This is a genomic window from Stenotrophomonas sp. 704A1 (assembly GCF_030549525.1).
Lineage (GTDB): Bacteria > Pseudomonadota > Gammaproteobacteria > Xanthomonadales > Xanthomonadaceae > Stenotrophomonas > Stenotrophomonas tuberculopleuritidis.
The window spans coordinates 4,429,652-4,453,443 of record NZ_CP130831.1; the positions used below are offsets into that span (position 1 = coordinate 4,429,652).

At 69.1% G+C, this 23,792-nt stretch carries 22 protein-coding genes; 14 read left to right on the forward strand and 8 right to left on the reverse strand.

Features of this window, described 5'->3' with window-relative positions:
* Positions 1-67: 67 nt before the first annotated feature.
* Positions 68-3,424, reverse strand: a complete 3,357-nt coding sequence (locus Q5Z10_RS20230) for a TIM-barrel domain-containing protein (protein ID WP_303637125.1) — start codon at positions 3,422-3,424, stop codon at positions 68-70.
* 322 nt (positions 3,425-3,746) lie between these two features.
* On the opposite strand from Q5Z10_RS20230, the gene Q5Z10_RS20235 reads away from it, so the two are divergent.
* The 6 genes from Q5Z10_RS20235 (at position 3,747) to Q5Z10_RS20260 (ending at position 11,012) form a co-directional block, all read left to right on the forward strand.
* Positions 3,747-4,901 carry an SIS domain-containing protein gene (locus tag Q5Z10_RS20235; protein ID WP_303637126.1) on the forward strand — a complete coding sequence of 385 codons (1,155 nt, stop codon included), beginning with the start codon at positions 3,747-3,749 and terminating at the stop codon, positions 4,899-4,901.
* A complete protein-coding gene (locus tag Q5Z10_RS20240; protein ID WP_303637127.1) occupies positions 4,894-5,832 on the forward strand; it encodes an ROK family protein in 939 nt (312 codons plus the stop codon). The genes Q5Z10_RS20235 and Q5Z10_RS20240 overlap by 8 nt, the downstream gene beginning before the upstream one ends.
* Before the next feature lie 16 nt (positions 5,833-5,848).
* Positions 5,849-7,183 (forward strand): D-tagatose-bisphosphate aldolase, class II, non-catalytic subunit, encoded by a 1,335-nt coding sequence (locus Q5Z10_RS20245; protein WP_303637128.1) that lies wholly within the window; start codon positions 5,849-5,851, stop codon positions 7,181-7,183.
* Positions 7,184-7,216: 33 nt separating this feature from the next.
* Entirely contained in the window at positions 7,217-7,993 is a 777-nt protein-coding gene (locus tag Q5Z10_RS20250) for a DeoR family transcriptional regulator (RefSeq protein ID WP_303637129.1), read from the forward strand.
* Entirely contained in the window at positions 7,990-9,102 is a 1,113-nt protein-coding gene (gene nagA / locus Q5Z10_RS20255; RefSeq protein ID WP_303637130.1) for an N-acetylglucosamine-6-phosphate deacetylase, read from the forward strand. Before Q5Z10_RS20250 ends, nagA begins: the two co-directional genes overlap by 4 nt.
* A 107-nt stretch (positions 9,103-9,209) precedes the next feature.
* The gene (locus tag Q5Z10_RS20260) at positions 9,210-11,012 is read left to right on the forward strand and encodes an MFS transporter (RefSeq protein ID WP_303637131.1); all 1,803 of its coding nucleotides are present in this window, start codon (positions 9,210-9,212) and stop codon (positions 11,010-11,012) included.
* A 22-nt stretch (positions 11,013-11,034) separates the two neighbouring features.
* Here Q5Z10_RS20260 and Q5Z10_RS20265 read toward each other — a convergent pair whose 3' ends face one another.
* The 5 genes from Q5Z10_RS20265 to Q5Z10_RS20285 form a co-directional block, all read right to left on the reverse strand.
* Entirely contained in the window at positions 11,035-11,502 is a 468-nt protein-coding gene (locus tag Q5Z10_RS20265) for a SecDF P1 head subdomain-containing protein (protein ID WP_303637132.1), read from the reverse strand.
* Complete coding sequence (locus Q5Z10_RS20270; RefSeq protein ID WP_303637133.1) at positions 11,499-12,050, reverse strand: HdeD family acid-resistance protein; 552 nt, start codon at positions 12,048-12,050, stop codon at positions 11,499-11,501. Before Q5Z10_RS20270 ends, Q5Z10_RS20265 begins: the two co-directional genes overlap by 4 nt.
* Before the next feature lie 58 nt (positions 12,051-12,108).
* The gene (locus Q5Z10_RS20275; RefSeq protein WP_303637134.1) at positions 12,109-12,804 is read right to left on the reverse strand and encodes a ComF family protein; all 696 of its coding nucleotides are present in this window, start codon (positions 12,802-12,804) and stop codon (positions 12,109-12,111) included.
* Positions 12,805-12,908: 104 nt separating this feature from the next.
* Positions 12,909-13,160 carry a hypothetical protein gene (locus tag Q5Z10_RS20280; protein ID WP_303637135.1) on the reverse strand — a complete coding sequence of 84 codons (252 nt, stop codon included), beginning with the start codon at positions 13,158-13,160 and terminating at the stop codon, positions 12,909-12,911.
* A complete protein-coding gene (locus tag Q5Z10_RS20285; RefSeq protein WP_303637136.1) occupies positions 13,160-13,294 on the reverse strand; it encodes a hypothetical protein in 135 nt (44 codons plus the stop codon). The genes Q5Z10_RS20280 and Q5Z10_RS20285 overlap by 1 nt, the downstream gene beginning before the upstream one ends.
* 162 nt (positions 13,295-13,456) lie before the next feature.
* Here Q5Z10_RS20285 and bioB point away from each other — a divergent pair, with 162 nt between their 5' ends.
* The 5 genes from bioB to bioC all read left to right on the forward strand — a co-directional run bounded on the left by bioB (position 13,457) and on the right by bioC (position 18,294).
* Complete coding sequence (bioB, locus tag Q5Z10_RS20290; protein ID WP_303637137.1) at positions 13,457-14,500, forward strand: biotin synthase BioB; 1,044 nt, start codon at positions 13,457-13,459, stop codon at positions 14,498-14,500.
* A 67-nt stretch (positions 14,501-14,567) separates the two neighbouring features.
* Entirely contained in the window at positions 14,568-15,791 is a 1,224-nt protein-coding gene (gene bioF / locus Q5Z10_RS20295) for an 8-amino-7-oxononanoate synthase (RefSeq protein ID WP_303637138.1), read from the forward strand.
* Between the two features lie 17 nt (positions 15,792-15,808).
* Positions 15,809-16,588, forward strand: coding sequence for a pimeloyl-ACP methyl ester esterase BioH (gene bioH, locus Q5Z10_RS20300; RefSeq protein WP_303637139.1), 780 nt, complete (start codon positions 15,809-15,811; stop codon positions 16,586-16,588).
* 29 nt (positions 16,589-16,617) lie between these two features.
* Positions 16,618-17,397 carry an SDR family oxidoreductase gene (locus Q5Z10_RS20305; RefSeq protein ID WP_303637140.1) on the forward strand — a complete coding sequence of 260 codons (780 nt, stop codon included), beginning with the start codon at positions 16,618-16,620 and terminating at the stop codon, positions 17,395-17,397.
* Between the two features lie 12 nt (positions 17,398-17,409).
* Entirely contained in the window at positions 17,410-18,294 is an 885-nt protein-coding gene (gene bioC / locus Q5Z10_RS20310) for a malonyl-ACP O-methyltransferase BioC (protein ID WP_303637141.1), read from the forward strand.
* Positions 18,295-18,354: 60 nt separating this feature from the next.
* On the opposite strand, the gene Q5Z10_RS20315 is transcribed toward bioC, so the two are convergent.
* Both Q5Z10_RS20315 and Q5Z10_RS20320 read right to left on the reverse strand, forming a co-directional pair.
* On the reverse strand, positions 18,355-18,999 hold the full coding sequence (locus tag Q5Z10_RS20315) for a YdcF family protein (protein WP_442758963.1): 645 nt from the start codon (positions 18,997-18,999) through the stop codon (positions 18,355-18,357).
* On the reverse strand, positions 18,984-19,946 hold the full coding sequence (locus tag Q5Z10_RS20320) for a pyridoxal-phosphate dependent enzyme (protein ID WP_303637143.1): 963 nt from the start codon (positions 19,944-19,946) through the stop codon (positions 18,984-18,986). The genes Q5Z10_RS20315 and Q5Z10_RS20320 overlap by 16 nt, the downstream gene beginning before the upstream one ends.
* A gap of 156 nt (positions 19,947-20,102) precedes the next feature.
* On the opposite strand from Q5Z10_RS20320, the gene Q5Z10_RS20325 reads away from it, so the two are divergent.
* The 3 genes from Q5Z10_RS20325 to Q5Z10_RS20335 all read left to right on the forward strand — a co-directional run bounded on the left by Q5Z10_RS20325 (position 20,103) and on the right by Q5Z10_RS20335 (position 23,693).
* Entirely contained in the window at positions 20,103-20,576 is a 474-nt protein-coding gene (locus tag Q5Z10_RS20325) for a hypothetical protein (protein ID WP_303637144.1), read from the forward strand.
* A 565-nt stretch (positions 20,577-21,141) separates the two neighbouring features.
* The gene (gene mnmG / locus Q5Z10_RS20330; RefSeq protein ID WP_303637145.1) at positions 21,142-23,031 is read left to right on the forward strand and encodes a tRNA uridine-5-carboxymethylaminomethyl(34) synthesis enzyme MnmG; all 1,890 of its coding nucleotides are present in this window, start codon (positions 21,142-21,144) and stop codon (positions 23,029-23,031) included.
* 131 nt (positions 23,032-23,162) lie between these two features.
* Positions 23,163-23,693 carry a gamma carbonic anhydrase family protein gene (locus Q5Z10_RS20335; RefSeq protein ID WP_303637146.1) on the forward strand — a complete coding sequence of 177 codons (531 nt, stop codon included), beginning with the start codon at positions 23,163-23,165 and terminating at the stop codon, positions 23,691-23,693.
* Positions 23,694-23,792: the final 99 nt, after the last annotated feature.

The window sequence follows — 23,792 nt, forward strand, 5'->3', positions numbered from 1 at the left end:
CGCTCCCGGGCCACGGCTCGGAAGCCGTGGTCGGAATGGGCGGGGGAGGAGCGGTGTTACGAGGGGGTCATGGGGCGACGAAGCTGGCGGAGTCGCCCTCCTGGCCGATCAGCACGGCGTTGGCCCAGTTGGCACAGACCTGGGCGGGTTGGCTGCCCTGCGCACCCAGCGTGCGCAGGCTCAGGGTGGAAAGACCACGGATGTCCAGTTCCGGCTTGACCACGCCGGGCGCCTTCACCAGGCCGCTGTCGTACAGCAGGCGGTTGTCGCCCCAGACCTGGAACTGCAGGCCGCCGGCGCTGCGGCAGGCGTCATCGATGCCCAGGTCGGCGCGCAGCAGATGCCAGCTGCCCTGCAGGCGCAGATCGATGCGGCTGGTGGCGGCCACGCCGAGGCCGCGGCGGAACTGCAGGCCGTTCATGCGCATGCCGGCCTCGCCGCTGAACGCCTTGTCGGTGCGCACCTGCTGGGCCAGCGCGGCCGGCACCGGCAGCTCGGAGAGATAGCGCTGCCGGGCCGGTCGCTCCGGTTCCTGGTGTTCGAGAATGTGGAAGGTGGACAGCGCGATCGGGCCGACATCGCGCGGCTGCAGCGCATCGAACGCGCGCGCACTTCCCTGCGCCGCTGTCACCATCGGATCGGTACTGCTGGCACCGTCTCCTTCAGGGTTCTGCACGCTCAACACGCGGAAGCGCAGCAGGCGGCCGGCATGGGCAGGGAAATCGATGCGCTGCACGCCTTCCTTCAGCTGCAGGCGGCCACGGGCGATCGGCTCGCCCCACTCGCCGTTGCTGTCGCCCAGGTACACCTCGTAGTCGCGCACCTGGCCATGCTTCCAGTTCTTGTCGTTGCGCGGGGCGATGTCGATGCCGTCGATCATCTTCCGTTCGCCGAAGCCCACCACCCATTCGTGGGCACCGGTACGCACGGCCTGGTTGCGCACGCTGCGGAACCAGGTGCCCGGGTCATCGTCGAAGGCGTTTTCCAGCGCATGGCCGGGTTCTTCGGCCGGGCGGTTGACCACCAGCAGGCTGTCGGCCGGCAGTTCGCGGCCCAGCACCGGCGCGGCCGGGTAGGCGTCGTCGGCGGTGGCAGCAGCGACGGCGAAGTCCAGCTGCAGCTGCAGCGGCTGGCGGATGTCCTGGCTGGCCGTGCGCACGTGCAGCGTGCCCCGGCGTTCGGCGGCATCGAAGTACCAGCCTTCGCTGGCGCTGTTGAACGTGGCCGCATCGGCCAGCGCCGGCAATGCGCGGCCACCGGCCTGCACCGCACGCGGCGCCTGCCGGCTCAGCACGCGCAGGCCATAGCGGCGCTGCGCCAGCTGGCCCTTGTAGGTTCCCTGCACCGCATCGATCTGCACCTGCACCGGGCCACTGCCCTGCGCCGGTGCCTGCATGCGGATCTGCTGCGTGCTCGACTCGCCCTGCTGGTAGCGGCGGGTGTTGCCATCGTCTTCGTACAGCGTGTACTGCGAATCACCCTGCGGGTACAGGTCGAACGTCACTTCGTCGAGGGGCTTTTCGCCATCGAACAGCATCGACGGGTACATCGGCAGGATCGCACCGGCACGCACGAACACCGGCAGCGTGGCCAGGTCGACCTGGCGATCCAGCTGGCGGCCGTCGGCGGCGGCCTGCACGCGGCGGCCATCCCAGTAGTCGATCCAGCCGCCGGCGGGCAGGTGGATGTCGCGGCGCCAGCCGCGGCTGGCGGCCTGGCTGCGGTACACCGGCGCCACCAGCAGGTCGCGGCCGAGCAGGAACTGGTACTTGTAGGTTTCATCCTGCGCATGCGGATCGCGCGGGTTGTCCCACATCAGGCCACGCACCGGCGGTGCACCGGTCTGCGCGGCCTCGTGCACCAGGCCGTACATGTACGGGGTCAGGCGCATCTTCAGCTTCAGGTAATCGCGGTTGATGCTGCGGTAGGGCTCGTCGTACCACCATGGATGCTTGCGCGCGTTCGACGACCAGCCGCTCATGCCCATCAGCACCGGGGTGAACGCCTTCCACTGCAGGTCGCGGGTGAAGGTCTCGGCGCTGCCGCCGAAGATCGCATCCACATCGCCGCTGGCGTAGGCCATGCCGGACAGGCCCGAACCGACCAGGGTCGGCACGTGCCAGCGGATGTAGTCCCAGCTGCTGCTCTGGTCTCCGGTCCAGGCCACGGCATAGCGCTGGATGCCGGCCCAGCCCATCACCGTCCACAGGAACGGGCGCGAGTCGGAATTGTCGAGGATGCCGTTGAATGCCTGGCGGTTGGCGTCCATCGCGAACTGGTAGCCCTTGCCGGTCCAGGCCACGTCCAGTTTCTGCACGCGGCTGCCGGCCTTGCCCACTTCCCAGGCGATCTTGTCGACGCCGTTCTCGGTCCACAGGCCGGTGCGGAAACCGTAGCCGGCCAGCCCCTTCACCGTTTCCGGCAGCTGCCTGTAACCGCAGCCATAGCCATCGTTGGGCAGGATCCAGCCACCGGGCATGTCGTGGGCGCGGTACTGCCTGGCCACGCTGTCGACCACATCCGGCGTGGTACCGGTCGGGCCGTCGCTCCAGCCTTCGGGCACGGTGCCGGGCTTCTTGCTGTTGTCGCCGTCGTTGTAGCAATCGGCATCGCCGTAGGACAGCGCCCAGCGCGCAACCATGTTCGGGCGGCCGGTCAGCTGGGTGTAGCGTTCGATCAGCCTGGGCAGGTCCGCGCCCACGAAGTAGTAGGCATCGAAGCGGTCTTCGCGGTGCAGCAGCGTGGCCTGGTCGCTCTGGCGCAGGTCGTAGCTGCCATCGCTCCAGGTGTTGCGCAGCATGCCCCAGCCGCGGCTGCTCAGCAGCATCGGCGCCGGGCTTGGGCGGTCGCCCTCTTCCCAGCCGCCGGAATAGGACACCTCCAGCTCGCGGCCCTTGAACTGGTAGCGGCCGTTCTGCTGGCCGCCGCCGTAATAGCCCTCATCGGCCTGCGAGGACAGCACCTGCACGCTCTGCGCGGCATCCAGGTCCAGCGGCTGCAGTTCCTGCCACAGCGCGGTGGGCTGGCCGTTGTCCAGGCGTTCCAGGCGCAGCCGCAGCGGCTGGCGCTGTACGTGCAGTACCAGCGCATCGGTGCGCACGCGGATTTCCTGCGCGTCTTCTTCCAGCTGCGCCTGCACGTTCGCCTTGGGCTGCGGCAGCACGATCGGTGCGGCCTTGTCGCCGGCACCGGTCAGGGTGCCGTTGCGTCCGGCCTGCACGCGGATGATGTCGCTGGCCGGCAGTTCGATGCGGATCCGCGCGCCGTTGTCGGTCTGCAGGTCCCAGCCGCGCACGCCCTCGCCATCGCTGGCACGGACCGAGCGCAGGTTGCCGACGGGTTCGGCCTGGGCAGTCGTGGCCACCAGCATCAGGGCCGGCAGCAATGCCAGCAGCAGCGGCGAACGACGAACGCAGATTTCCACACGGACTCCCAACCCGTTCACCGGGCGTTTCGAAAGCGGTTGGGCCGACTCTAGGGCAGCGATTCGAAAGATGTCAACAAATTGAAAGGAAAAAGGAAGATATATTTAGATGAAACGAAAGTTGGTGCGGTGCAATACTTTGTGTAATCGCTTGCAGAGGCCTGTTAAGCATTGTGCGATACGGCATTCAGCCCTTTCTTTCGTTTTCTCCGCTGCGGTTCAAGGCAGAAAGGCAACCCCGCCATATCTTTCTTTTTGCTTTCGGTATTTGACATTTCGAAAGAAAACGCAGATGGTGCGGTGGCCCAACTGGAACCTCCGAATGGACGTCACCCTGCTTTCCGATGTGTCCGCCTGGCAGCGCCGAGGCGGAGCCGATACCGCTACCGAAATCGCCCAGCAGCCGGCGCTGTGGGACTCCCTGGCGCAGGACCTGTCGCGTGCCCGCGAACGCCTGCAGGCGTTTCTTGGCGACCGCCTCGACGATCCCCGCCAGCGCGTGCTGTTCACCGGCGCCGGCAGTTCCGGTTTCATCGCCGAAATGGTGGCCGATGCGATCAATGCGCAGTGGCCGGCCGACGTGCGCGTGGTGCATACCACCAGCCTGCTGACCCACCCCGGGCTGTACCTGCAGCGCGACCGTCCCACCCTGCTGGTGTCGTTCGGCCGCAGCGGTTCCAGCCCGGAAAGCGTGGCCGCGGTGGACCGCGTGCGCAGCGATGTGGATGACGCGCGCTTCCTGGACATCACCTGCAACGCCGAGGGCGAGCTGGCCCGTCGCGGCGCCGGCCGCGCCGACACGTGTACCCTGCTGATGCCTTCGGCCAGCTGCGACCGTGCCTTCGCCATGACCAGCAGCCTGACCTGCATGCTGCTGGCCGCGCTCACCGTGTTCGACCGCGCGCCCTGGGAGACCCGCGTGGCGCGCCTGAAGCAGATCGCCGCCCTGGCCCGCGAAGGGCTGGCGCACTGGGATGCGCCGGTGGCCGCGCTGGCACAGCGCCCGTTCAACCGCGTGATCTATCTGGGCAGCGGTCCGCTGGAGGCGCTGGCACGCGAGTGCGCACTGAAGGTGCTGGAACTGACCGCCGGCCGCGTGCTGGCGCTGGCCAACACACCGCTCGGTTTCCGCCACGGTCCGAAGTCGACGCTGGACGCCGATACCCTGGTGGTGGTGCTGCGCAGTGTGCAGCCGCTGGCGCGCCGCTACGAACAGGATCTGCTGGAAGAACTGCGCCGCGACGGCGTCGCCGGCCAGGTGCTGGCGATCGGCCCGCATTCGGATATCGGTGCCGATGACGAATACACCCTCACCGTGCCGGCCCTGGACGACCCGTGGCTGGCGCCGGTATGGCTGGGCTTCGCGCAGCTGTTCGCACTGCAGCGTTCGGCTGCACTCGGGCTGACCCCGGACAATCCGTTCCCGGACGGCACGGTCAACCGCGTGGTGAAGGGCGTCACCATCCATCATGGCTGAGCTGATCGCCCACGCCTGCTACGGCATCGACATCGGCGGCACCAAGATCGAGCTGGTGGCGTGCGATGCGGCGATGCAGGTCGCGTGGCGCCGCCGCGTGACCACGCCGCAGGGCGACTACGACGGGTTCCTGCAGGCGCTGGTGGCGCTGGTGGCCGACGCCGATGCGGCCCTGGGCCGCAACGACGCCGCCATCGGCATCGCCTTGCCCGGCGTGCGTGACCGCCGCAGCGGTCGCCAGCTCAGCGCCAATGTTCCCGCGCTGACCGGCCAGTGCGTGGCCGCCGATCTGCAGGCACGCCTGCCGCGTGCCCTGCACTTCGGCAACGATCTGCAGTGCTTTGCGTTGTCCGAAGCCCATGGCGGCGCCGCCGATGGTTACCCCAGCATGTTCGGCGCCATCCTCGGTACCGGCGCCGGCGGTGGCTTCTGCGTGCAGGGCCGGCTGCTGTCCGGATTCAATGGACTGGCCGGCGAATGGGGCCACTGGAGCGTGCCGGGCCATCTGCTGCAGCGCCACGGTCTGCCGCTGATCGCATGTGCCTGTGGCCTGCAGGGCTGCGTGGAGCGCTACGTCTCGGGCAGTGGCCTGGCGATGATCGAGCGCCATCTTGGTGGCAGCGCCCCCGACGCCGGTGCGGTGATCGCACTGGCAGAGGCCGGTGATGCCCGCGCGCAGCAGGCACTGGGCATCCATCGCGACCTGCTCGGCCACAGCCTGGCCGCACTGGTGCTGGCGCTGGACCCGCACGTGATCGTGCTCGGCGGCGGGCTCTCGCAGTACGCGCCGCTGTACCAGCAGCTGCCGGCGGCCGTCGCCGCCCATCTGTTCAATGGCGTGCAGGTGCCGCCGATCGTGCCGCCACGCTTCGGCGATGCCGGCGGCGCCCGTGGTGCCGCCCTGCTGGCCTGCCAACCCTCGTTTTCCTGATGTCTGGAGCCTGACCATGTCCCCGTTGCAGAGCCTGCTTGCCTCCCACCGCGCCGGTGCCAACGTCGGCCTGTACAGCGTCTGCTGCAGCAACGAACAGGTGCTGCGCGCGGCCATGCACGTCGCGCAGGCACACGGCACCGTGCTGCTGGTCGAGGCCACCTCCAACCAGGTCGACCAGTTCGGCGGCTACACCGGCATGACCCCACCGCAGTACCGCGACTACGTGGGTGCATTGGCCGATGAGGAAGGCTTCCCGCGCGCGCGGTTGATCCTGGGCGGTGACCACCTCGGCCCGAATGCCTGGCAGAAGCGTCCGGCCGCCGAAGCGATGACCCACGCGCGCGTGCTGATCGAGGCCTACGTCGCCGCCGGGTTCCACAAGATCCATCTGGATTGCAGCATGTCCTGCGCCGATGATCCGGTGCCGCTGCCCGATGCCATCGTCGCTGCGCGCTCGGCCGAGCTGGCCGGGATTGCCGAGCGCACCGCCGCCGAACATGGCCTGCCGCCGCCGGTGTACGTGATCGGTACCGAAGTGCCGATTCCCGGTGGCGAGGCCTCCCTGGCCGACGGCCTGCAGGTGACCACGCCGGCCGCGGCCGCGCAGACCCTGGCCATCCACCAGCAGGCCTTCGATACGCCACAGCTGCGCGATGCGTGGCAGCGCGTGATCGCCATGGTGGTGCAGCCGGGCGTGGACTTCGACCACAGCAGCGTGCACGAATACGACCCGACAGCGGCGGGCGAACTGGCCGACTTCCTGGAGCAGCAGCCGCGCATCGTGTTCGAGGCACACTCGACCGATTACCAGCGCGAAAGTGGCCTGCACGCGCTGGTGCGCGATCACTTCGCCATCCTCAAGGTCGGCCCGGCCGCCACGTTCGCCTACCGCGAGGCGCTGTTCGCACTGGCCGCCATTGAAGCCGAACTGCTGCCGGCCGCGCAGTGCTCGCGCCTGCCGCAGGTGCTGGACGAGGTGATGGTGGCGCAGCCGAAATACTGGCAGTCCTACTACCAGGGCGATGACGCGGCGCTGCGCCTGCTGCGCAGCTATTCCTTCAGCGACCGCTGCCGCTACTACTGGGGCGAACCGGCGCTGGTGCAGGCGGTGCAGACCCTGTTCGCCAACCTGGAACAGCACGCGCCGCCGCTGGTGCTGCTCAGCCAGCACCTGCCGGAGCAGTACCGCGCCGTGCGCGAAGGCACCCTGGCCAACACCCCCACCGCACTGGTGCAGCACCGTATCGGCCTGTGCCTGGGCGAGTACGCCCGCGCCTGCAGCGCCAACCAGGCCGGAACCCGCAAGCAGAACGCAAGTTCGGCTGCCGGCGTTCTTGCGAACGGCTAATCTCTACCTTTCCCCGCGAAACCGAGAATGGCCATGCGCAACACCCGCTCCCGCCGTCAACAGATCCTGCAGCTGCTGATCGAGCATGGCTCGGTGCAGGTGGCCGATCTGGTCGAGCGCTTCGGCGTGTCGGCGGTGACGATCCGCGCCGACCTGACCCACTTCGAGTCGCAGGGGCTGGCCAACCGCACCCATGGCGGTGCCACGCTGGTGCGCACGCCGCCGCAGGAGCAGGACATCCATGAGAAGGACGCACTGAACCTGCCGCTGAAGGAGTCGATCGGCACGGCCGCCGCGCGCCTGGTGCAGTCCGGTGACAACATCATCATCGACTCCGGCTCGACCACGATGACCCTGGCCCGGCACCTGCGCGAGCACCGCGATGTGACCGTGATGACCAACGGGCTGAACATCGCGTGGGAACTGGCCAACGCGCCCGGCATCAACGTGCTGCTGACCGGTGGCCTGCTGCGCCAGCAATCGCTGTCGCTGCAGGGCAGCCAGGCCGAGGCCAGCCTCAACTCCTACAGCTTCGACACCCTGTTCCTCGGCGTGGATGGCCTGGACCTGCAGTTCGGCCTGACCACCCACGACGAGGCCGAAGCACGCCTCAACCACCGCATGGTCGAGCGCGCGCGCCGCATCGTGGTGCTCACCGACGCCTCCAAGTTCGGCCGCGTCAGCCTGCACCGCATCGCCCGCCTGGACCAGATCCACGCCATCATCACCGACGCCGGAATCGACGAGGCGACCCGCGAGGGGCTGCAGCGGCTGGGCATCGAAGTGATCATCGCCGAGCCTCCCGCATGACCGACACCCGCACCCTGCACGGCCGCATCCTCACCCCGCTGGGCTGGCGCCGCGGCCAGGTCCATTTTGATTCGCAGGTGCGCCAGCTGCAGGTGGATGACCACAGCGGCAGCGACGATCTGCAGCTGCCGGTGATCCTGCCCGGCTTCATCGACCTGCACGTGCACGGCGCGGCCGGGGTGGACCTGATGCAGGGTGGCGAGGTGGCGCGCACCATCGCGCGCACCCATCTGCGCTTCGGCACCACCACGCTGCTGGCAACCACCATGACCGCCGGGCTGGACGAGATCGAGCACGCGCTGCAGGGGGTGGCCGCCACCATGGCGGCGCCGGATGCCGAGGCCGCGTGCATTGCCGGCGTGCATCTGGAAGGGCCGTTCATCAGCCCGCAGCGGCTGGGCGCGCAGCCCAACAGAACGATCGAGGCGACCCTGGCACTGGTGCAGAAGCTGCACGCGCTGGCGCCGATCCGGGTGATGACGCTGGCCCCGGAGATCGGCGAACACACCGCGCTGATTCCCGCGCTGTCGGCGCTGGGCATCCGCGTGCAGCTCGGCCACAGCGCCGGCACCTACGAGGAAGGGGTTGCTGCGCTGCAGGCCGGTGCGTCCGGCTTCACCCACCTGTTCAACGGCATGACCGGCGTCGATCACTATCGCCCGGGCATCGCCGCGGCGGCACTGGCACATGCGCAGTACGCCGAAATCATCCCCGACCTGCAGCACATCCATCCGGGCGTGATCCGCCTGGCAGCGCGCGCGATCCCGCGCCTGTACGCGGTGACCGACGCCACCGCCGCCACCGGCATGCCCGATGGCGAGTACGCGCTGGGCGAGCAGCGCGTGCACAAGTGCGGTGGCTGCGTGCGCCTGGCGACCGGTTCGCTGGCCGGCAGCGCGCTGACCATGGACCAGGCGCTGCGCAACCTGGTGCGCGTGGGCCTGGAGCTGGCCGACGCCTCGCAACGGGTTTCCACGTTCCCGGCCGACTACCTGGGCCTGGACGATCGCGGCCGCATCGCGCCCGACGCCCGCGCCGACCTGGTGGTGCTGGATGCCGAACTGCGCCTGCAGCAGGTGGTGGTCGGCGGGCGGGTAATCGATTTGTAGAGTCGAGCCATGCTCGACTGACCGCGAATGGCGCGGCAAAGCAGTCGAGCATGGCTCGACTTTACAGAAAGCAATCCGCACCGAAACGCCGCACAGGAAACCTGTCGATGACTGCACGCACCGCCCCGCGCTGGCCCGTTCGCTACCTGCTGTTCATCGGCGGCCTCGGCGGCCTGCTGTACGGCATCGACATCGGCATCATCGCCGGTGCCCTGCCCTACCTCGAAGCGACCGCCAGCCACGCCTGGCAGCTCAGCAGCCAGCAGCTCGGTTTCGTCGTCGCCGCCGTGCTGCTGGGCAGCGTGCTGTCCTCGCTGTTCGCCGGCATGGTTGCCGACCTGATCGGCCGTCGCGGCGCGATGCTGCTGGCCGGACTGCTGTTCACCGCCTCGATTCCGATCATGGCACTGGCCTCCGGCTACACGCCGCTGCTGCTGGGGCGGCTGCTGCAGGGCATCAGTGGCGGCCTGATCGGCGTGGTCATTCCGCTGTACCTGGCCGAAGTACTCAGCCCCGAGCGCCGCGGCCGTGGCGCGGCGATGTTCCAGCTGCTGCTGACCGTTGGCCTGGTGCTGGCAGCCCTGATCGGCCTGTACCACGCGCACGCGGTGGATGCCGCCGCCGAAGCCGTGCGTTCGCTGCCGGTCGCGCAGCAGGCACAGGAACTGTTCACGGTGAAGGACCACGCCTGGCGCACCATCTTCTGGACCTGCCTGGCACCGGGCCTGCTGTTCTGCGCCGGCATCTTCTGGCTGTCCGAGTCGCCGCGCTGGCTGGTACGCCGTGGGCGTATCGATGATGCCCGTCGCAGCCTGCAGCGCGTGCTGCCGACTTCGGAGGTCGAGCCGACGCTCGCACAGATCCAGGCGCCCGAATCCAGCAGCAACAGCGGCAGGCGCGACCCGCTGCTCAGCCGCCGCTACGTGGTGCCGTTCCTGCTCGCCTGCGTGGTACTGGCGTGCACCCAGGCCACCGGCATCAACTCGGTGCTGGCCTACGCGGTGAACATCCTCAACCAGGCGGGCCTGTCCGGCTCGGTGGCCAATGGCGCCGACGTGGCGATCAAACTGCTCAACGCGGTGATGACCGTGGTCGCGCTGCTGCTGGTCGACCGCAAGGGCCGCAAGTTCCTGCTGATGCTCGGCAGCGGCGGCATCTGCGTGGCCCTGCTGGCAGCCGCCACGCTGTTCTTCCAGGCCGAGCGCGGGCGGACCGACGTGCAGCCGCAGCTGCAGGCGGCGGTCAGCGGCGATGGTCTGCAACTGGTACTGGATGATGCGCAGTGGCAGCGCCTTGGCGCTGGCATCGACAGCGAAGGCCGGCCGCTACAGCTGACCGTATCGTATGCCTATGGGGACTTCGCCAATGTGCGCGCCCTGCGCAGCGACAACCTGACCGACCGCGAACTGCGCATCGAGCGCACCGGCACCGTGCAGCCGGACAGCGTGATCAGTGCGTTCTTCCGCACGCTGCACCTGAACCCGTTCCCCGACCCGGCCAGCGCCGCGCAGGCGCCGCTGCGCATCGAGCAGGCGCGCATCGGCCCGGTGCCGCCACCGGCCCACGGCTGGGCGGTGGCCGCCTGCATCCTGGTGTTCGTGGCGTTCTTCGCGGTGGGCCCCGGTGTGTGCGTGTGGCTGGCGCTGTCGGAGCTGATGCCCAACCGCATCCGCTCCAACGGCATGAGCATCGCGCTGCTGATCAACCAGTTCGTGTCCACCACCATCGCCGCGATCTTCCTGCCCACGGTGGGACACTACGGCTACGCCAGCATGTTCGTGTTCTGGGCGGCGTGCACGTTTGTGTTCTTCCTGGTGGCCGCGTTCTGGCTGCCGGAGACCAAGGGCAAGTCGCTGGAAGAGATCGAAGCGCGGTTCGCGGGCAAGCAGGGCGCGGGGAGGGCCGACTGAGCGTCGCGTCCACCGAAGCACCTCACTGGCCGGTGATGTGCTTCGCCAGATCCCTGGCCTCGTTTGCGGGCAGCCCGCTCAACCTCATCGACTCCGCAAACGGTCCCTGCACGGTCGCCACGCTCAGTATCCGGCCATCCACGCTGACTGCGATGCGCTGACCCACCATCGCCGCCGTACTCTCGTGGATGCGCTGCTGTGCTTCGGGTCGATAGCGGATCTGCAGCACTGCCAGGCCGCTCTCATCCAGCACCGAGCGCACGTCGGCGATGTCGGCACTGCTGGCAATCGGCGGCTCGCGAAGCGTCAGCCGCTCGTTCTGCCACTGTGCCTGCGTGCCCTTCCCCGCTGTGTCGACCGCACTCAGGCGCACCTCCACCCCGGCGCGCGGCACGTGGTCCGCAGCCGCCGACGAACCGGAAGTCGTGCCCGACACGCATCCGGTCAGCGCCAGGGCCGCGCCAAGCAACACCGGTTGCAGGGCCCTCACCGCAGCTTGCGCAGCTTGAATGCCACCAGCACCTGCAGCAGCCCGTACAGCAGGCTGCCGATGCCGATCCACAGTGTGGTCACCGCTACACCGGCATACGGGTTGGCCGCAAACAGCAGGCCCAGCACCACGGCCAGCACGCCGCTGAGGACCAGCAGCCATTCGCCCTGGATCTGCCTGCGCACGCGGATCGCGAACACGATGCGGTAGATACCGGCCACCAGCAGCCAGGCCGCCAGGAACAGCACCAGCACGCTGGCGGTGGCCAACGGATTGATCACCGCCAGGATGCCGAAGCCCAGCGAGGCGACGGCGTACAGCAGCAACCAGCCGCGGGAGGCACCGCTGCCGCCGCTGACCAGTGCGAACAGGCTGATGACACCCTCCACGATGGCCATCACGCCCAGCGTCCAGGCCAGGGCGGTTGCCGCCGACATCGGCCAACCGATGGCGATGATGCCGAAGCCGAGGGCGACCAGGCCGTACAGCAGGAGGATCCACCAGCTACGGCCGACCGCCGACAACAGGGGAGACAAGGGGGAATTCATGGCCACTCCTTCGATCCGGGAACGGAGCCATCCTAGTCCCCGGGCATGAAGGCAGCGATCACGGCACCCGTGCGCACACCCACACCCGTACCTCATCGGTCCCCACCATCCGCAGCGTGTCGGCGATCTCCAGCACCGTGCTGCCGGTGGTCATCACATCGTCGACCAGGGTCAGGCGGGCCGGTGGCGTGCCGCGCACGCCGAAGGCATCGAACAGATTGTCGCGCCGCTGCTCGGCGCTGCGTTCGGACTGCGGTGCGGTGTGCCGACGCCGGTACAGGCCATGCCATACCGGCCCGGCCAGCAACCGGCACAGTTCTGCCGCCTGGTTGTAGCCGCGCTGGCGCACGCGTCGTCGATGCAGCGGCACCGGTACCAGCGGCGGGCACCACCATGGCGGCGGTGCGCGCTGCATCAGCTGCGCCAGCAGGCGTCCCGCCGCCAGGTCCTGGTGGAACTTGTAGCGCGGCAGCAGCTGGTCGACCGGCGGCAGGTACAGCAGGCTGGCATGGGTGGCGGTCTGCGGTGGCGGCTCGTCCCGGCACTGTGCGCAGACCGGAAGTGCATCGTCGGCCAGCGGCAGCGCACAGCGAAGACAGGCGTGGCCGGACCAGGGCAGGTCCGCGTAGCAGGCGGGGCAGAGATCGAGGTCGTCGTGCCCCGGGTCGCCACAGACCAGGCAGCGCAGGGGCAGCAGCAGGCGAAGCACTGCCTGCCCGCAGCGCGTCACGCCGGATGGAGACCACGTGTGCATCCTCCCAGCTTCGGCAGCACCTGCCCTGATCGCCATCAGCGCAGGCGACCGCCGAGGGTGGGGGTTGTACCCGTCGCGGCGTCGCCGCTGCACCCGACCCGAGCTCAGCCGGCCCTGAACAGCCTCCTGAGCCTGAGGTAGCAGGGCATGATGATGAACGTACTGATGACCGACCAGTTCTGGCGCACCTGGATGCCGATCAGCAGGACGAACACATCCACGCCGATCATGTTCACCAGCAGAACCACCGACAGCAGTTCGGGATTCGACAGGAACAGGATCACCGTAGCGAAGGCGATGAGTGCTCCCCACTTGCGGGCGAACGGTGTGTTCAACCGGCTTCGAAGGAAGCCCATCATCCGCGTGCGGCCTGTCCCTGCTGCAACCACTGTTGTGCCGAACGCCGGATGGCCGGATCGCCGTCAGGCAGCTCCGGCACACTGCACAGCACCGCATCGCGGCGGATCGGGCAGGTCTGGCAACTGTCCATGGGGAAGTGCTCGCGAATCCGTATGCAGCAATGAACTTACACCGTGCCGCGCGGTCCTTGCACCTTGTCACTGTAAACTCCGTAACAGATGCACTGGTTGACAGGAGCCGACCCGCCCACCCACACTGCCGCCCTCGCTCCACCCCCTTCCAAGGTCCCGCCATGGCATCGGCCATCCGCCACGACTGGCAACACGACGAACTGCAGGCACTGTTCGATCTGCCGTTCCCCGAGCTGCTGTTCCGCGCCGCAACGGTCCATCGCGAGCACTTCGACCCAGCGCAGGTGCAGGTCTCCACGCTGCTGTCGGTGAAGACCGGCGGCTGCCCCGAGGATTGCGCGTACTGCCCGCAGGCGCAGCGCTACAGCACCGGGGTGAGCGCGCAGAAGCTGATGGACACCGACGCGGTGCTGGCCAAGGCACGCCAGGCCAAGGCCGCCGGTGCATCCCGCTTCTGCATGGGCGCTGCGTGGCGTTCGCCGAAGGACCGCGACATTCCGAAGGTGGCGGCGATGATCGCCGGGGTGAAGGCACTTGGCCTGGAAACCTGCGCCACCCTGGGCATGCTCAGTGGCGACCAGGCGCGTGCGCTGAAGGATGCGGGCCTGGATTACTACAACCACAACCTCGACACCGCGCCGGACTACTACGACTCGATCATCCACACCCGCCAGTACCAGGACCGGCTGGACACGCTGGAACACGTGCGCGATGCCGGCCTGAAGACCTGCTGCGGCGGCATCGTCGGCATGGGCGAAACACGCGCACAGCGTGTCGGCCTGCTGCTGGCGCTGGCCACGCTGCCGGCGCACCCGGATTCGGTGCCGATCAACAAGCTGGTGCAGGTGGCAGGCACGCCGCTGCATGGCAGTGCCGAGCTGGATCCGTTCGAGTTCGTGCGCATGATCGCGGTGGCGCGCATCGCCATGCCGCGCTCGATGGTGCGGCTGTCGGCCGGGCGCGAGGCGATGAGCGACGAGCTGCAGGCGCTGTGCTTCCTGGCCGGGGCCAACTCGATCTTCTACGGCGACAAGCTGCTGACCACCGGCAACCCCGAGAGCGAGCGCGACCTGGCCCTGTTCGCCCGGCTTGGGTTGCAGCCGATGGCGGTACAGGTGGATGCCGAGGGCCATGACCACGGCGGCACGGTGCACGCCGATATCAGTGCCGATGCGCCCGGCTGCGGCTGCGCTCACGCGGCCTGAGACGGGGCACAGGCAGGCGTCGCGGCAACGCGCTACCCTAGCCGCCCCGTCGCCGCATTCAGCCGCCATGGCCCGCCCCGACCTGACCGCTCGCCTCCATGCCCAGCGCGCTCTGCGCGATGCCCAAGGCCGTCGCCGCACGCGGCGCACGGTCACCCGTCGTGATGGCGTGCGCCTGGAAGTGGACGGCCAGTGGCTGACCGGCTTCTGCAGCAACGATTACCTGGGCCTGGCCCAGCAGTTCAGCGTGGTCAACGCACTGCAGGACGCCGCCGCGCGCGAAGGCGCCGGTGCCGGCGCGTCGCACCTGGTGTGCGGCCACCACGCGCTGCATGACGCACTGGAACGCGAAGTGGCCGAGTGGCTGGGCTACCCGCGTGCGCTGCTGTTCGGCAGCGGCTTTGCCGCCAACCTGGCGGTGCAGCAGGCGCTGCTGAGCGAAGAGAACGATGTCTGCGTGCAGGACAAGCTCAACCACGCCAGCCTGCTCGATGCGACGCGGCTGGCCGGTGCGCGCCTGCGCCGTTATCCGCATCTGGATGCCGAAGGCGCGATGCGCCAGCTCAAGCATGCGCCCGAAGGCGCGGCGATGCTGGCTACCGATGGTGTCTTCAGCATGGATGGCGACATCGCGCCGTTGCGTGCGTTGTCGCTGGTGGCACGGCTGCAGCAGGCACTGTTCTACGTCGATGACGCGCACGGTGTCGGCGTGGTCGGCGATGGCCGTGGCGCGGTCGCCGCCGCCGGGCTGGGCGTGGACGATGTGCCGCTGCAGCTGGTGACGCTGGGCAAGGCACTGGGCGGCTCCGGCGCGCTGGTGCTGGGCCGCGACGATCTGATCGAGCACCTCGCCGAGACCGCACGCCCGTACATCTACACCACCGCAGTGCCGCCAGCGATGGCCGCCGCCGCGCTGGAAGCGGTGCGCCTGGCGCGCCGTGACACCTGGCGCCGGACCAAGCTGGCCGAGCTGGTCGCGCTGTTCCGCGGCGAAGCGCGCCGCCACGGGCTGGACCTGATGGCCTCGGAAACCCCGATCCAGCCACTGCTGTGTGGCGACGACCACGCGGCCGTGGCGATGTCGCGGGCGCTGGAACACGCCGGCTGGCTGGTCGGCGCGATCCGTCCACCGACGGTGCCGGAGGGCAAGGCACGCCTGCGCATCACCCTGTCGGCACTGCATACGCCGGAACAGGTGCGCGGCCTGGTCGAGGCCATCGCCAGCGCGCGCGACCGGGTGACCCTGGCGGTGCGCGAAACCGCTCCGCCACCGCTGCCCGCCTTTGCCTGAGTCCGGCATCGTTGCCCATGCATATTGAAGTCACCGGCCGTGGGCCGGACCTGGTGCTGATCCACGGCTGGGCCCTGCAGGGCGGTGTGTTCGCGCCGCTGGTACAGCGCCTGGCCGAGCAGTTCACGCTGCACCTGGTCGACCTGCCTGGCCACGGCCACAGCCGCGAGGACAGCACGCCACTGCGCCTGCCGTTCGTGGTCAACGCCATTGCCGCGGCCACGCCGCCGGCGGTGTGGTGCGGCTGGTCGCTGGGTGGCCTGTTCGCGCTGCATGCAACGGCGACGCTGCCGAAGGTGCGCGGGCTGGTGATGATCGCCGCCACGCCGCGCTTCGTGCGCAGCGAGGACTGGCCGCACGCGGTGGAACCGGCGGTGTTCGCGCAGTTCGGGCGCGACCTGGCCACCGATTTCGGTGGCACGCTGGAGCGCTTCCTGGCGCTGGACGTGATGGGTTCGGCGCATGCCCGCGAGGAACTGCGCACCCTGCGCCAGCGCCTGGTTGAACGCGGTGCGCCCAGCGAGCGCGCACTGCGCGAGGGCCTGCAGCTGCTGGAGAGCGCCGACCTGCGTGGCGCGCTGCCGGCACTGGGCAGGCCGAGCCTGTGGATTGCCGGCCAGCGCGATCGCCTGGTGTCGCCGGCGGCGATGCAGGCGGCCGCCACGCTGGCACCGGCCGCACAGTCGCTGACCATCGCCCACGGTGGCCATGCCCCGTTCCTCGGCCATGCCGACGAGGTAGCCGTCGCCCTGCAACAGTTCGTTGCCAGCCTGTCGCCGGCCGATGGCGGACAATGAGCGCCTTCCGAATTCCGCAGGACTGACGCATGGATCTGGGTATCAACGGCCGCTGGGCACTGGTCTGCGGCGCCAGCAAGGGACTGGGCCTCGGTTGCGCGCAGGCGCTGGTGCGTGAAGGCGTCAACGTGGTGATCGTGGCCCGTGGTGAGTCCACGCTGCAGGCCGCTGCCACTGCACTGCGTGCGTTGCCGGCTGCCGGCGAGGTGCGCGCGGTCGCCGCCGATATCACCACCGAGGCCGGCCGCGCCCAGGCGCTGGCGGCGTGCCCGCAGGTCGATATCCTGGTGACCAACGCAGGCGGTCCGCCGCCGGGTGATTTCCGCACGTTCGAGCGCGATGACTGGATCGCCGCGCTGGATGCCAACATGCTGGCGCCGATCGCGCTGATCCGCGCCACCGTGGATGCGATGATCGCGCGCGGCTTCGGCCGCATCGTCAACATCACCTCCTCGTCGGTGAAGGCACCGATCGACGCCCTGGCGCTGTCCAACGGCGCGCGCAGTGGCCTGACCGGCTTCGTGGCCGGGCTGGCACGGCGCACGGTCGGCCACAACGTCACCGTCAACAACCTGCTGCCCGGCCAGTTCGATACCGACCGCCTGCGCGCCAACTTCGCCCACAGTGCGGGCAAGGACGGCGATGCTGCGGAAGTGGCCGAACGCCGCCGCCAGCAGATTCCCGCCGGCCGCTTCGGCACGGCGGACGAATTCGGCGCCGCCTGCGCCTTCCTGTGCAGTGCACAGGCCGGTTACCTCACCGGGCAGAACCTGCTGATCGACGGCGGCGCCTACCCCGGTACGTTCTGAGAGACTTTCACAATGCCGTCCCACTTCGATGCCCGCCATGTCCGCCGCGCGTTCGCGCGTGCCGCCAGCAGCTACGATGCCGCCGCCGCGCTGCAGCGCGAGGTGCAGTCGCGCCTGCTGGAGTCGCTGGATTACCTGGAGGCACGCAGGCCCGAGGTGGTGCTCGACATCGGCGCGGGTACCGGCCACGCCAGCGCGCTGATGAAGAAGCGCTGGCCGAAGGCGCAGGTGATCGCGCTGGACGTGGCGCTGCCGATGCTCGACCAGGCCAAGCGCCAGGCCGGCTGGTGGAAGCCGTTCCAGCGCCTGTGCGCCGACGCCGCAGCACTGCCGCTGGCCGACAACAGCGTCGATGTGATCTTCAGCAACCTGTGCCTGCAGTGGGTCGACGACCTGCCGGCGGTGTTCGCCGGCTTCCGCCGCGTGCTCAAGCCCGGTGGCCTGCTGGTGTGCTCGACGTTCGGCCCGGAAACCCTGATCGAACTCAACGAGGCCTTTGCTGCCGCCGATGACCGTCCGCACGTCAGCCGCTTCGCGCAGATCGCGCAGTTCGGTGATGCGCTGATGATGGCCGGCTTCCGCGACCCGGTGCTGGACCGCGATCTGTTCACCCTCACCTACGACGACCTGCCGGCACTGATGCGCGAGCTGCGGGCGATGGGCGCCACCAATGCGCGGGTGGATCGCCGCCATACCCTGACCGGGCGTGGGCGCTTCGCCGCAGCCGCGGCAGCGTACGAGCCGATGCGGCGCAGCGATGGCAAGCTGCCCAGCAGCTGGGAAGTGATCTACGCCCACGCCTGGGCACCGGAGCCGGGCGCGCCGATCCGCGAAGGCGGCCATGACGTGGCGTCGGTGCCGGTGTCGGCGATCCCGATCCGGCGCAGGCAGAGCTGATCGCAGGGCGCGCCATGGGGGTAGCGCCGGGCCATGCCCGGCGAGCGCAGCGGCGTGCCGTCAGGTATTGGCCGGCGAACTCAGCGGCGGACGGACCAGGTCACGATGGAAGAAGTAGATCTCCTGCACCAGGAAGCGCCAGCTGGTATGGAAGCTGCGGAAGCGCGTGCTGGGCGTGGAGGAGGCCAGCGCGTCGATGCCCAGCGCCCTGCTCAGGCGCAGCGCGCGGGCCATGTGCAGCGGGTCGCTGACGATGATCACCGAATGCAGCCTGCGCTGGTCCATCAGCCGCTTGGCCTCCACCAGGTTCTGCACGGTATTGCGTGAGGCGGTCTCGATCAGGATCGCCTCATCCGGGATACCGTGCTTGAGCGCATAGCGACGCGCCACCTGCGATTCGGAGAAGCGTGCGCCGCTGCCGCCATAGCCGCCTGTAAAGATCAGCAGGGGTGCGTAGCCGGCGTCGTACAGATCCAGCCCATGGCGGATGCGCTCTTCGAACACCGGCGACGGCTTGGCGTCGTAAGCGGCGGCGCCCAGCACGATGATCGCGTCGGCCTTGGCCGCCTGGTCCCGCTCACCCACCCAGACAATCCACGCGGTGACGCCCAGCAGCCACACCACCAGCAGCACGAACACGCGCCACAGCCAGCCGAACAGGCCGGTGCGGGGCCGGCGGCGGCCGCCGCTCACGGCATCCCCCAGCGCAGCGCAGGCAGATCGACGTTGCCACCCGACAGCACCAGGCCCACGTGCTGGCCGGCGAACCGCTGCGGCTGCGCGAGCACCGCCGCCAGCACGGTTGCCGAGGACGGCTCGACCACTTGCTTGAGTACGTCCCACAGCAGGCGCATGGCGGCCAGGGTCGCGGCATCGTCGACCACGATCACCTCGGCGGCGGCGGCCTGCAGCAGCGCGAAATTGGGTGCGCCGATCAGCGTGCGCAGGCCATCGCAGACGGTATCCGGCACCTGATCCTGCTGGCGCGTACCGGCAGCCAGCGAACGCGCGGTGTCGTCGGCCCCGGCCGGTTCGGCCAGCAGCAGACGGGTCTGCGGGCTGGCGTGCTGCAGGGCCAGTGCCGTGCCGCTGGCCAGGCCGCCGCCGCCGACCGGAACCACCAGCACGTCGAACGGCCCGTCGCTGTGCAGCAGTTCCAGCGCAGCGGTGCCCTGGCCGGCCATGACGGCCGGGTCCGCATAGGGGTGGACCAGCGTCGCCCCGGTATCGGCCTGGACACGGGCGCAGGTGGCCTCGCGGTCGGCGATGGTGGCCGGGCAGCGCCACAGGGTGGCACCGTGGCGGGCAATGTTGGCCAGCTTGGCAGCCACTGCGCCTTCCGGCACCACCACGTGGCAGGGAATCCCGCGCGTGCGCGCGGCCAGCGCCAGCGCCGCACCGTGGTTGCCGGAGGAGTGGGTGACCACGCCGGCACGGGCGCGGTCGGCATCCAGCGACCACACCGCATTGCAGGCGCCGCGGAACTTGAATGCGCCGCCTCGCTGCAGGTGCTCGGCCTTGAAGGCCAGCCGTGCGCCGGCCAGTTCATCCAGCGTGCGCGAGCGCAGCACCGGGGTCACGCTGGCATGCGGGGCGATCCGCGCGGCGGCGGCGAGGACGTCATCAGCGCGGGGCAACAGTGAATCGCTCATGACGCAAGATTAACGTATGCCTTTGCGCTGGCGACGGGGCCTTCGGTCATGCCAGCATGCTGGCCTTCACCGCCATTCATCCTGGCCAACGGAGTTAAGGGCCGATTCAATGCCCGCGCCTGAAGCTGCCCGCATACCCGTCCTCTGGGGGGACCCATGAAAACGCGCCTGATGCTCGCCGGCGGCCTGATGCTGGCCCTGACCGGTTGCACCACCTACGACTATGTCGGCGGTGGCCGCAGCGGCGGCTACTACCACGGTGCGCCGTCGGTGGAATACCGCTATCCCTATGGCTACCCGTCCGACTATGGCTACCCGTACTACCGCGGCTATGGCGGTGGTTACTACGGCTACGGCGGCCCCTATTACCAGCGTCCGATCTACCGCCCGCCGCACCATCATCGTCCGCCGCCGCGTCCGGGCAACGGTGGCGAGAATCGTCCGCCGCCGCCGCCGCGCCAGAACAATGGCGGGTCGCCGTGGCGGAACATGGACTCGCTGCGCCGGCCGTCGCAGCCTGCACAGCGCATCGAACGCCCGTCGCCGCCGCCACAGGCGCGTCCGGCCCCTGCCCCGCGCGCTCCGAGGATGAACAGTTCCCCCTGGCGCGCGATGGATCGTGAGAGGTAGCGCACAGTTGCGGCTTGGACCATCTTGCATTTCACACGGTCCAAGCCTCAATCTAGGCGGGTGGTGACGGCCCGCGTCACAAAGTGACAAAAACGACAGGGCGCGTCGCAAAAAGCTCTACGTCGATATCCGACAGGAACATCTGGATCCCCCCTGTTCCGGCCCTGTCGGATGTCGGCACCTTTACAGGCAAACGGCCCCGCACTGCGGGGCCGTTTGTTTTGCAGGCGCCGCACCACGGTGGATCGGCGGCCTGGATGGAGGCGGCGTTCCGGCCTGCCGCAAAGAAAAACAGGGCCGGACAGTCCCCCGACTGCCGGCCCCCTGCTCCCCCACCGTGCGCCTGTACCGGCCCCTGTTCCAATTCCGGTCACGGGCGCCTGCGGCGCCAGCCACGATGGGTGCTATTGGGTTATCTGCAAAAATCCTGCCAACTTTAGGGTCGATTTCGCTGCGGACCGGCCCGCGCCCGTCCTGCCCCCGCGAATGGCGCTAAAATCGCCACCCTGGCGCCGCCCCCGGCCGCGCCACCCCCCTGCTGACCTGGCCTGCGCCACCCGACCCCATGATCGATTCCTTCCATCGTTACGACGTCATCGTCATCGGCGGTGGCCACGCCGGCACCGAGGCCGCGCTGGCCGCAGCCCGTACCGGCGTGCGCACCCTGCTGCTGACCCACAACATCGAAACCGTGGGCGCGATGAGCTGCAACCCGGCCATCGGCGGTATCGGCAAGGGCCATCTGGTCAAGGAAATCGATGCCCTGGGCGGTGCGATGGCGCATGCCGCCGATCGCGCCGGCATCCAGTGGCGCACGCTCAATGCCTCCAAGGGCCCGGCCGTGCGCGCCACCCGCTGCCAGGCCGACCGCAACCTGTACCGCATGGCGATCCGCGCCATCGTCGAAAGCCAGGCCAACCTGACCGTGTTCCAGGCGGCGGTGGACGATCTGGTGATCGAAGGCGACGCCGTGCGCGGGGTGATCACCCAGACCGGCCTGCGCTTCGATGCCGAGGCCGTGGTGCTGACCGCCGGCACCTTCCTGGCCGGCAAGATCCACGTCGGCCCCACCCAGTACGCCGCCGGCCGCATGGGCGACCCGCCGGCCACCACGCTGGCCGCGCGCCTGCGCGAGCGCCCGTTCCAGGTGGACCGCCTGAAGACCGGCACGCCGCCGCGCATCGATGGCCGTTCGCTGGATTACAGCGTGATGGACGAACAGCCCGGCGACACGCCGCGACCGGTGATGTCCTTCCTGGGTTCGGTGGAGGAGCATCCGCAGCAGGTCAGCTGTTGGATCACCCACACCACCGAGCAGACCCACCAGATCATCCGCGATGCCCTGCACCGCTCGCCGCTGTACAGCGGCCAGATCGAAGGCATCGGCCCGCGTTACTGCCCTTCCATCGAAGACAAGGTGGTGCGCTTCGCCGAGAAGGCCAGCCACCAGATCTTCGTCGAGCCGGAGGGCCTGGGCATCGTCGAGATCTATCCCAACGGCATCTCCACCTCGCTGCCATTCGACGTGCAGCTGGAGATGGTGCGCAGCATCCGCGGCTTCCAGAACGCGCACATCACCCGCCCCGGCTACGCCATCGAATACGACTTCTTCGATCCGCGCGGGCTGAAGGCTTCGCTGGAAACCAAGCTGGTCAACGGCCTGTTCTTCGCCGGCCAGATCAACGGCACCACCGGGTACGAGGAAGCGGCCGCGCAGGGCCTGCTGGCCGGCCTCAACGCCGCCCGCCAGGTGCGCGGGCTGGACGGCTGGTGCCCGCGCCGCGACGAGGCCTACCTGGGTGTGCTGGTGGACGACCTGATCACCCATGGCACCAACGAGCCGTACCGCATGTTCACCAGCCGCGCCGAGTACCGGCTGCAGCTGCGCGAGGACAACGCCGACCAGCGGCTGACCCCGGCCGGCCGCGACATGGGCCTGGTCGACGATCAGCGCTGGCGCGCTTTTGAAGCCAAGCAGGCGGCAGTCGCCGCCGAGCGTTCGCGGCTGGCGGCATTGTGGGCCACCCCGGCCAATGCACTGGGCCGCGAAGTGCAGGAAACGCTGGGCGTGGCGGTCAGCCGCGAAACCAACGTGCTGGACCTGATCAAACGCCCCGAGCTGGATTACGCGCAGCTGATGCAGGTGCCGTCGCTGGGCCCGGCGGTGGCCGACAGCAAGGTGGCCGAGCAGGTGGAGATCGGGGTGAAGTACGCCGGCTACCTCGACCGCCAGCGCGACGAGATCGCGCGCCAGCAGCGGCATGAAGCCACGCCGATTGCCGAAGGCTTCGACTACGCCATCGTGCGCGGGTTGTCGGCCGAGGCACTGCAGAAGCTGGAGCGCGTGCGGCCGCAGACCATCGGCCAGGCGCAGCGGATTCCGGGCATGACGCCGGCGGCGATCTCGCTGCTGCTGGTGCACCTGGAGCGTGCACGCCGCGGCCGCGTGGCGTAACGCGCATCAGCGGTAGCGCGGGGCCATGCCCGGCGAGCGTAGCGGCACGCGAACAGCCGCCGGGCATGGCCCGGCGCTACCAACACGTTCGCCGCGTATCATCGTCGTGTTTGCCCCACCTGGAGACACCGATGACCCCGCTGCGCCCCTTCCGCGACAAGATGCCCGTCCTCGGCGAGCGCGTGTACGTCGACCCGGCCTGCACGATCATCGGCGATGTCGAACTGGCCGATGACGTGTCGGTGTGGCCGGGCACGGTCATCCGTGGCGACGTCAACCATGTCCGCATCGGCGCCCGCACCAACGTGCAGGACGGCACCATCATCCACGTCAGCCACCACAGCCCGTACAACAAGGCCGGCTACCCGACCCTGATCGGCGAAGGCGTGACCGTCGGCCACGGCTGCATCATCCACGCCTGCAGCATCGGCGATTACAGCCTGATCGGCATGGGCGCCTGCATCCTCGATGGTGCCCGGGTCGAGCGCCACGGCTTCGTCGGCGCCGGTGCGGTGGTCGGTCCGGGCAAGGTGGTGGGCGAAGGGGAACTGTGGGTGGGCAACCCGGCCCGTCCCGTCCGTATGCTGAGCGACAGGGAAATCGAATCGCTGCACTACTCGGCCGACCACTACGTGCGGTTGAAGGCCGAGTACCTGGGCTGAAGCCGCTTCGTCGGTCGCCGGGCTCTGCTACAGTCTGGGCCCGACCAGGAACCGTCGAGACCCCCATGCCTGTGGCTGCACGCCGGAGAGGACTCCAGC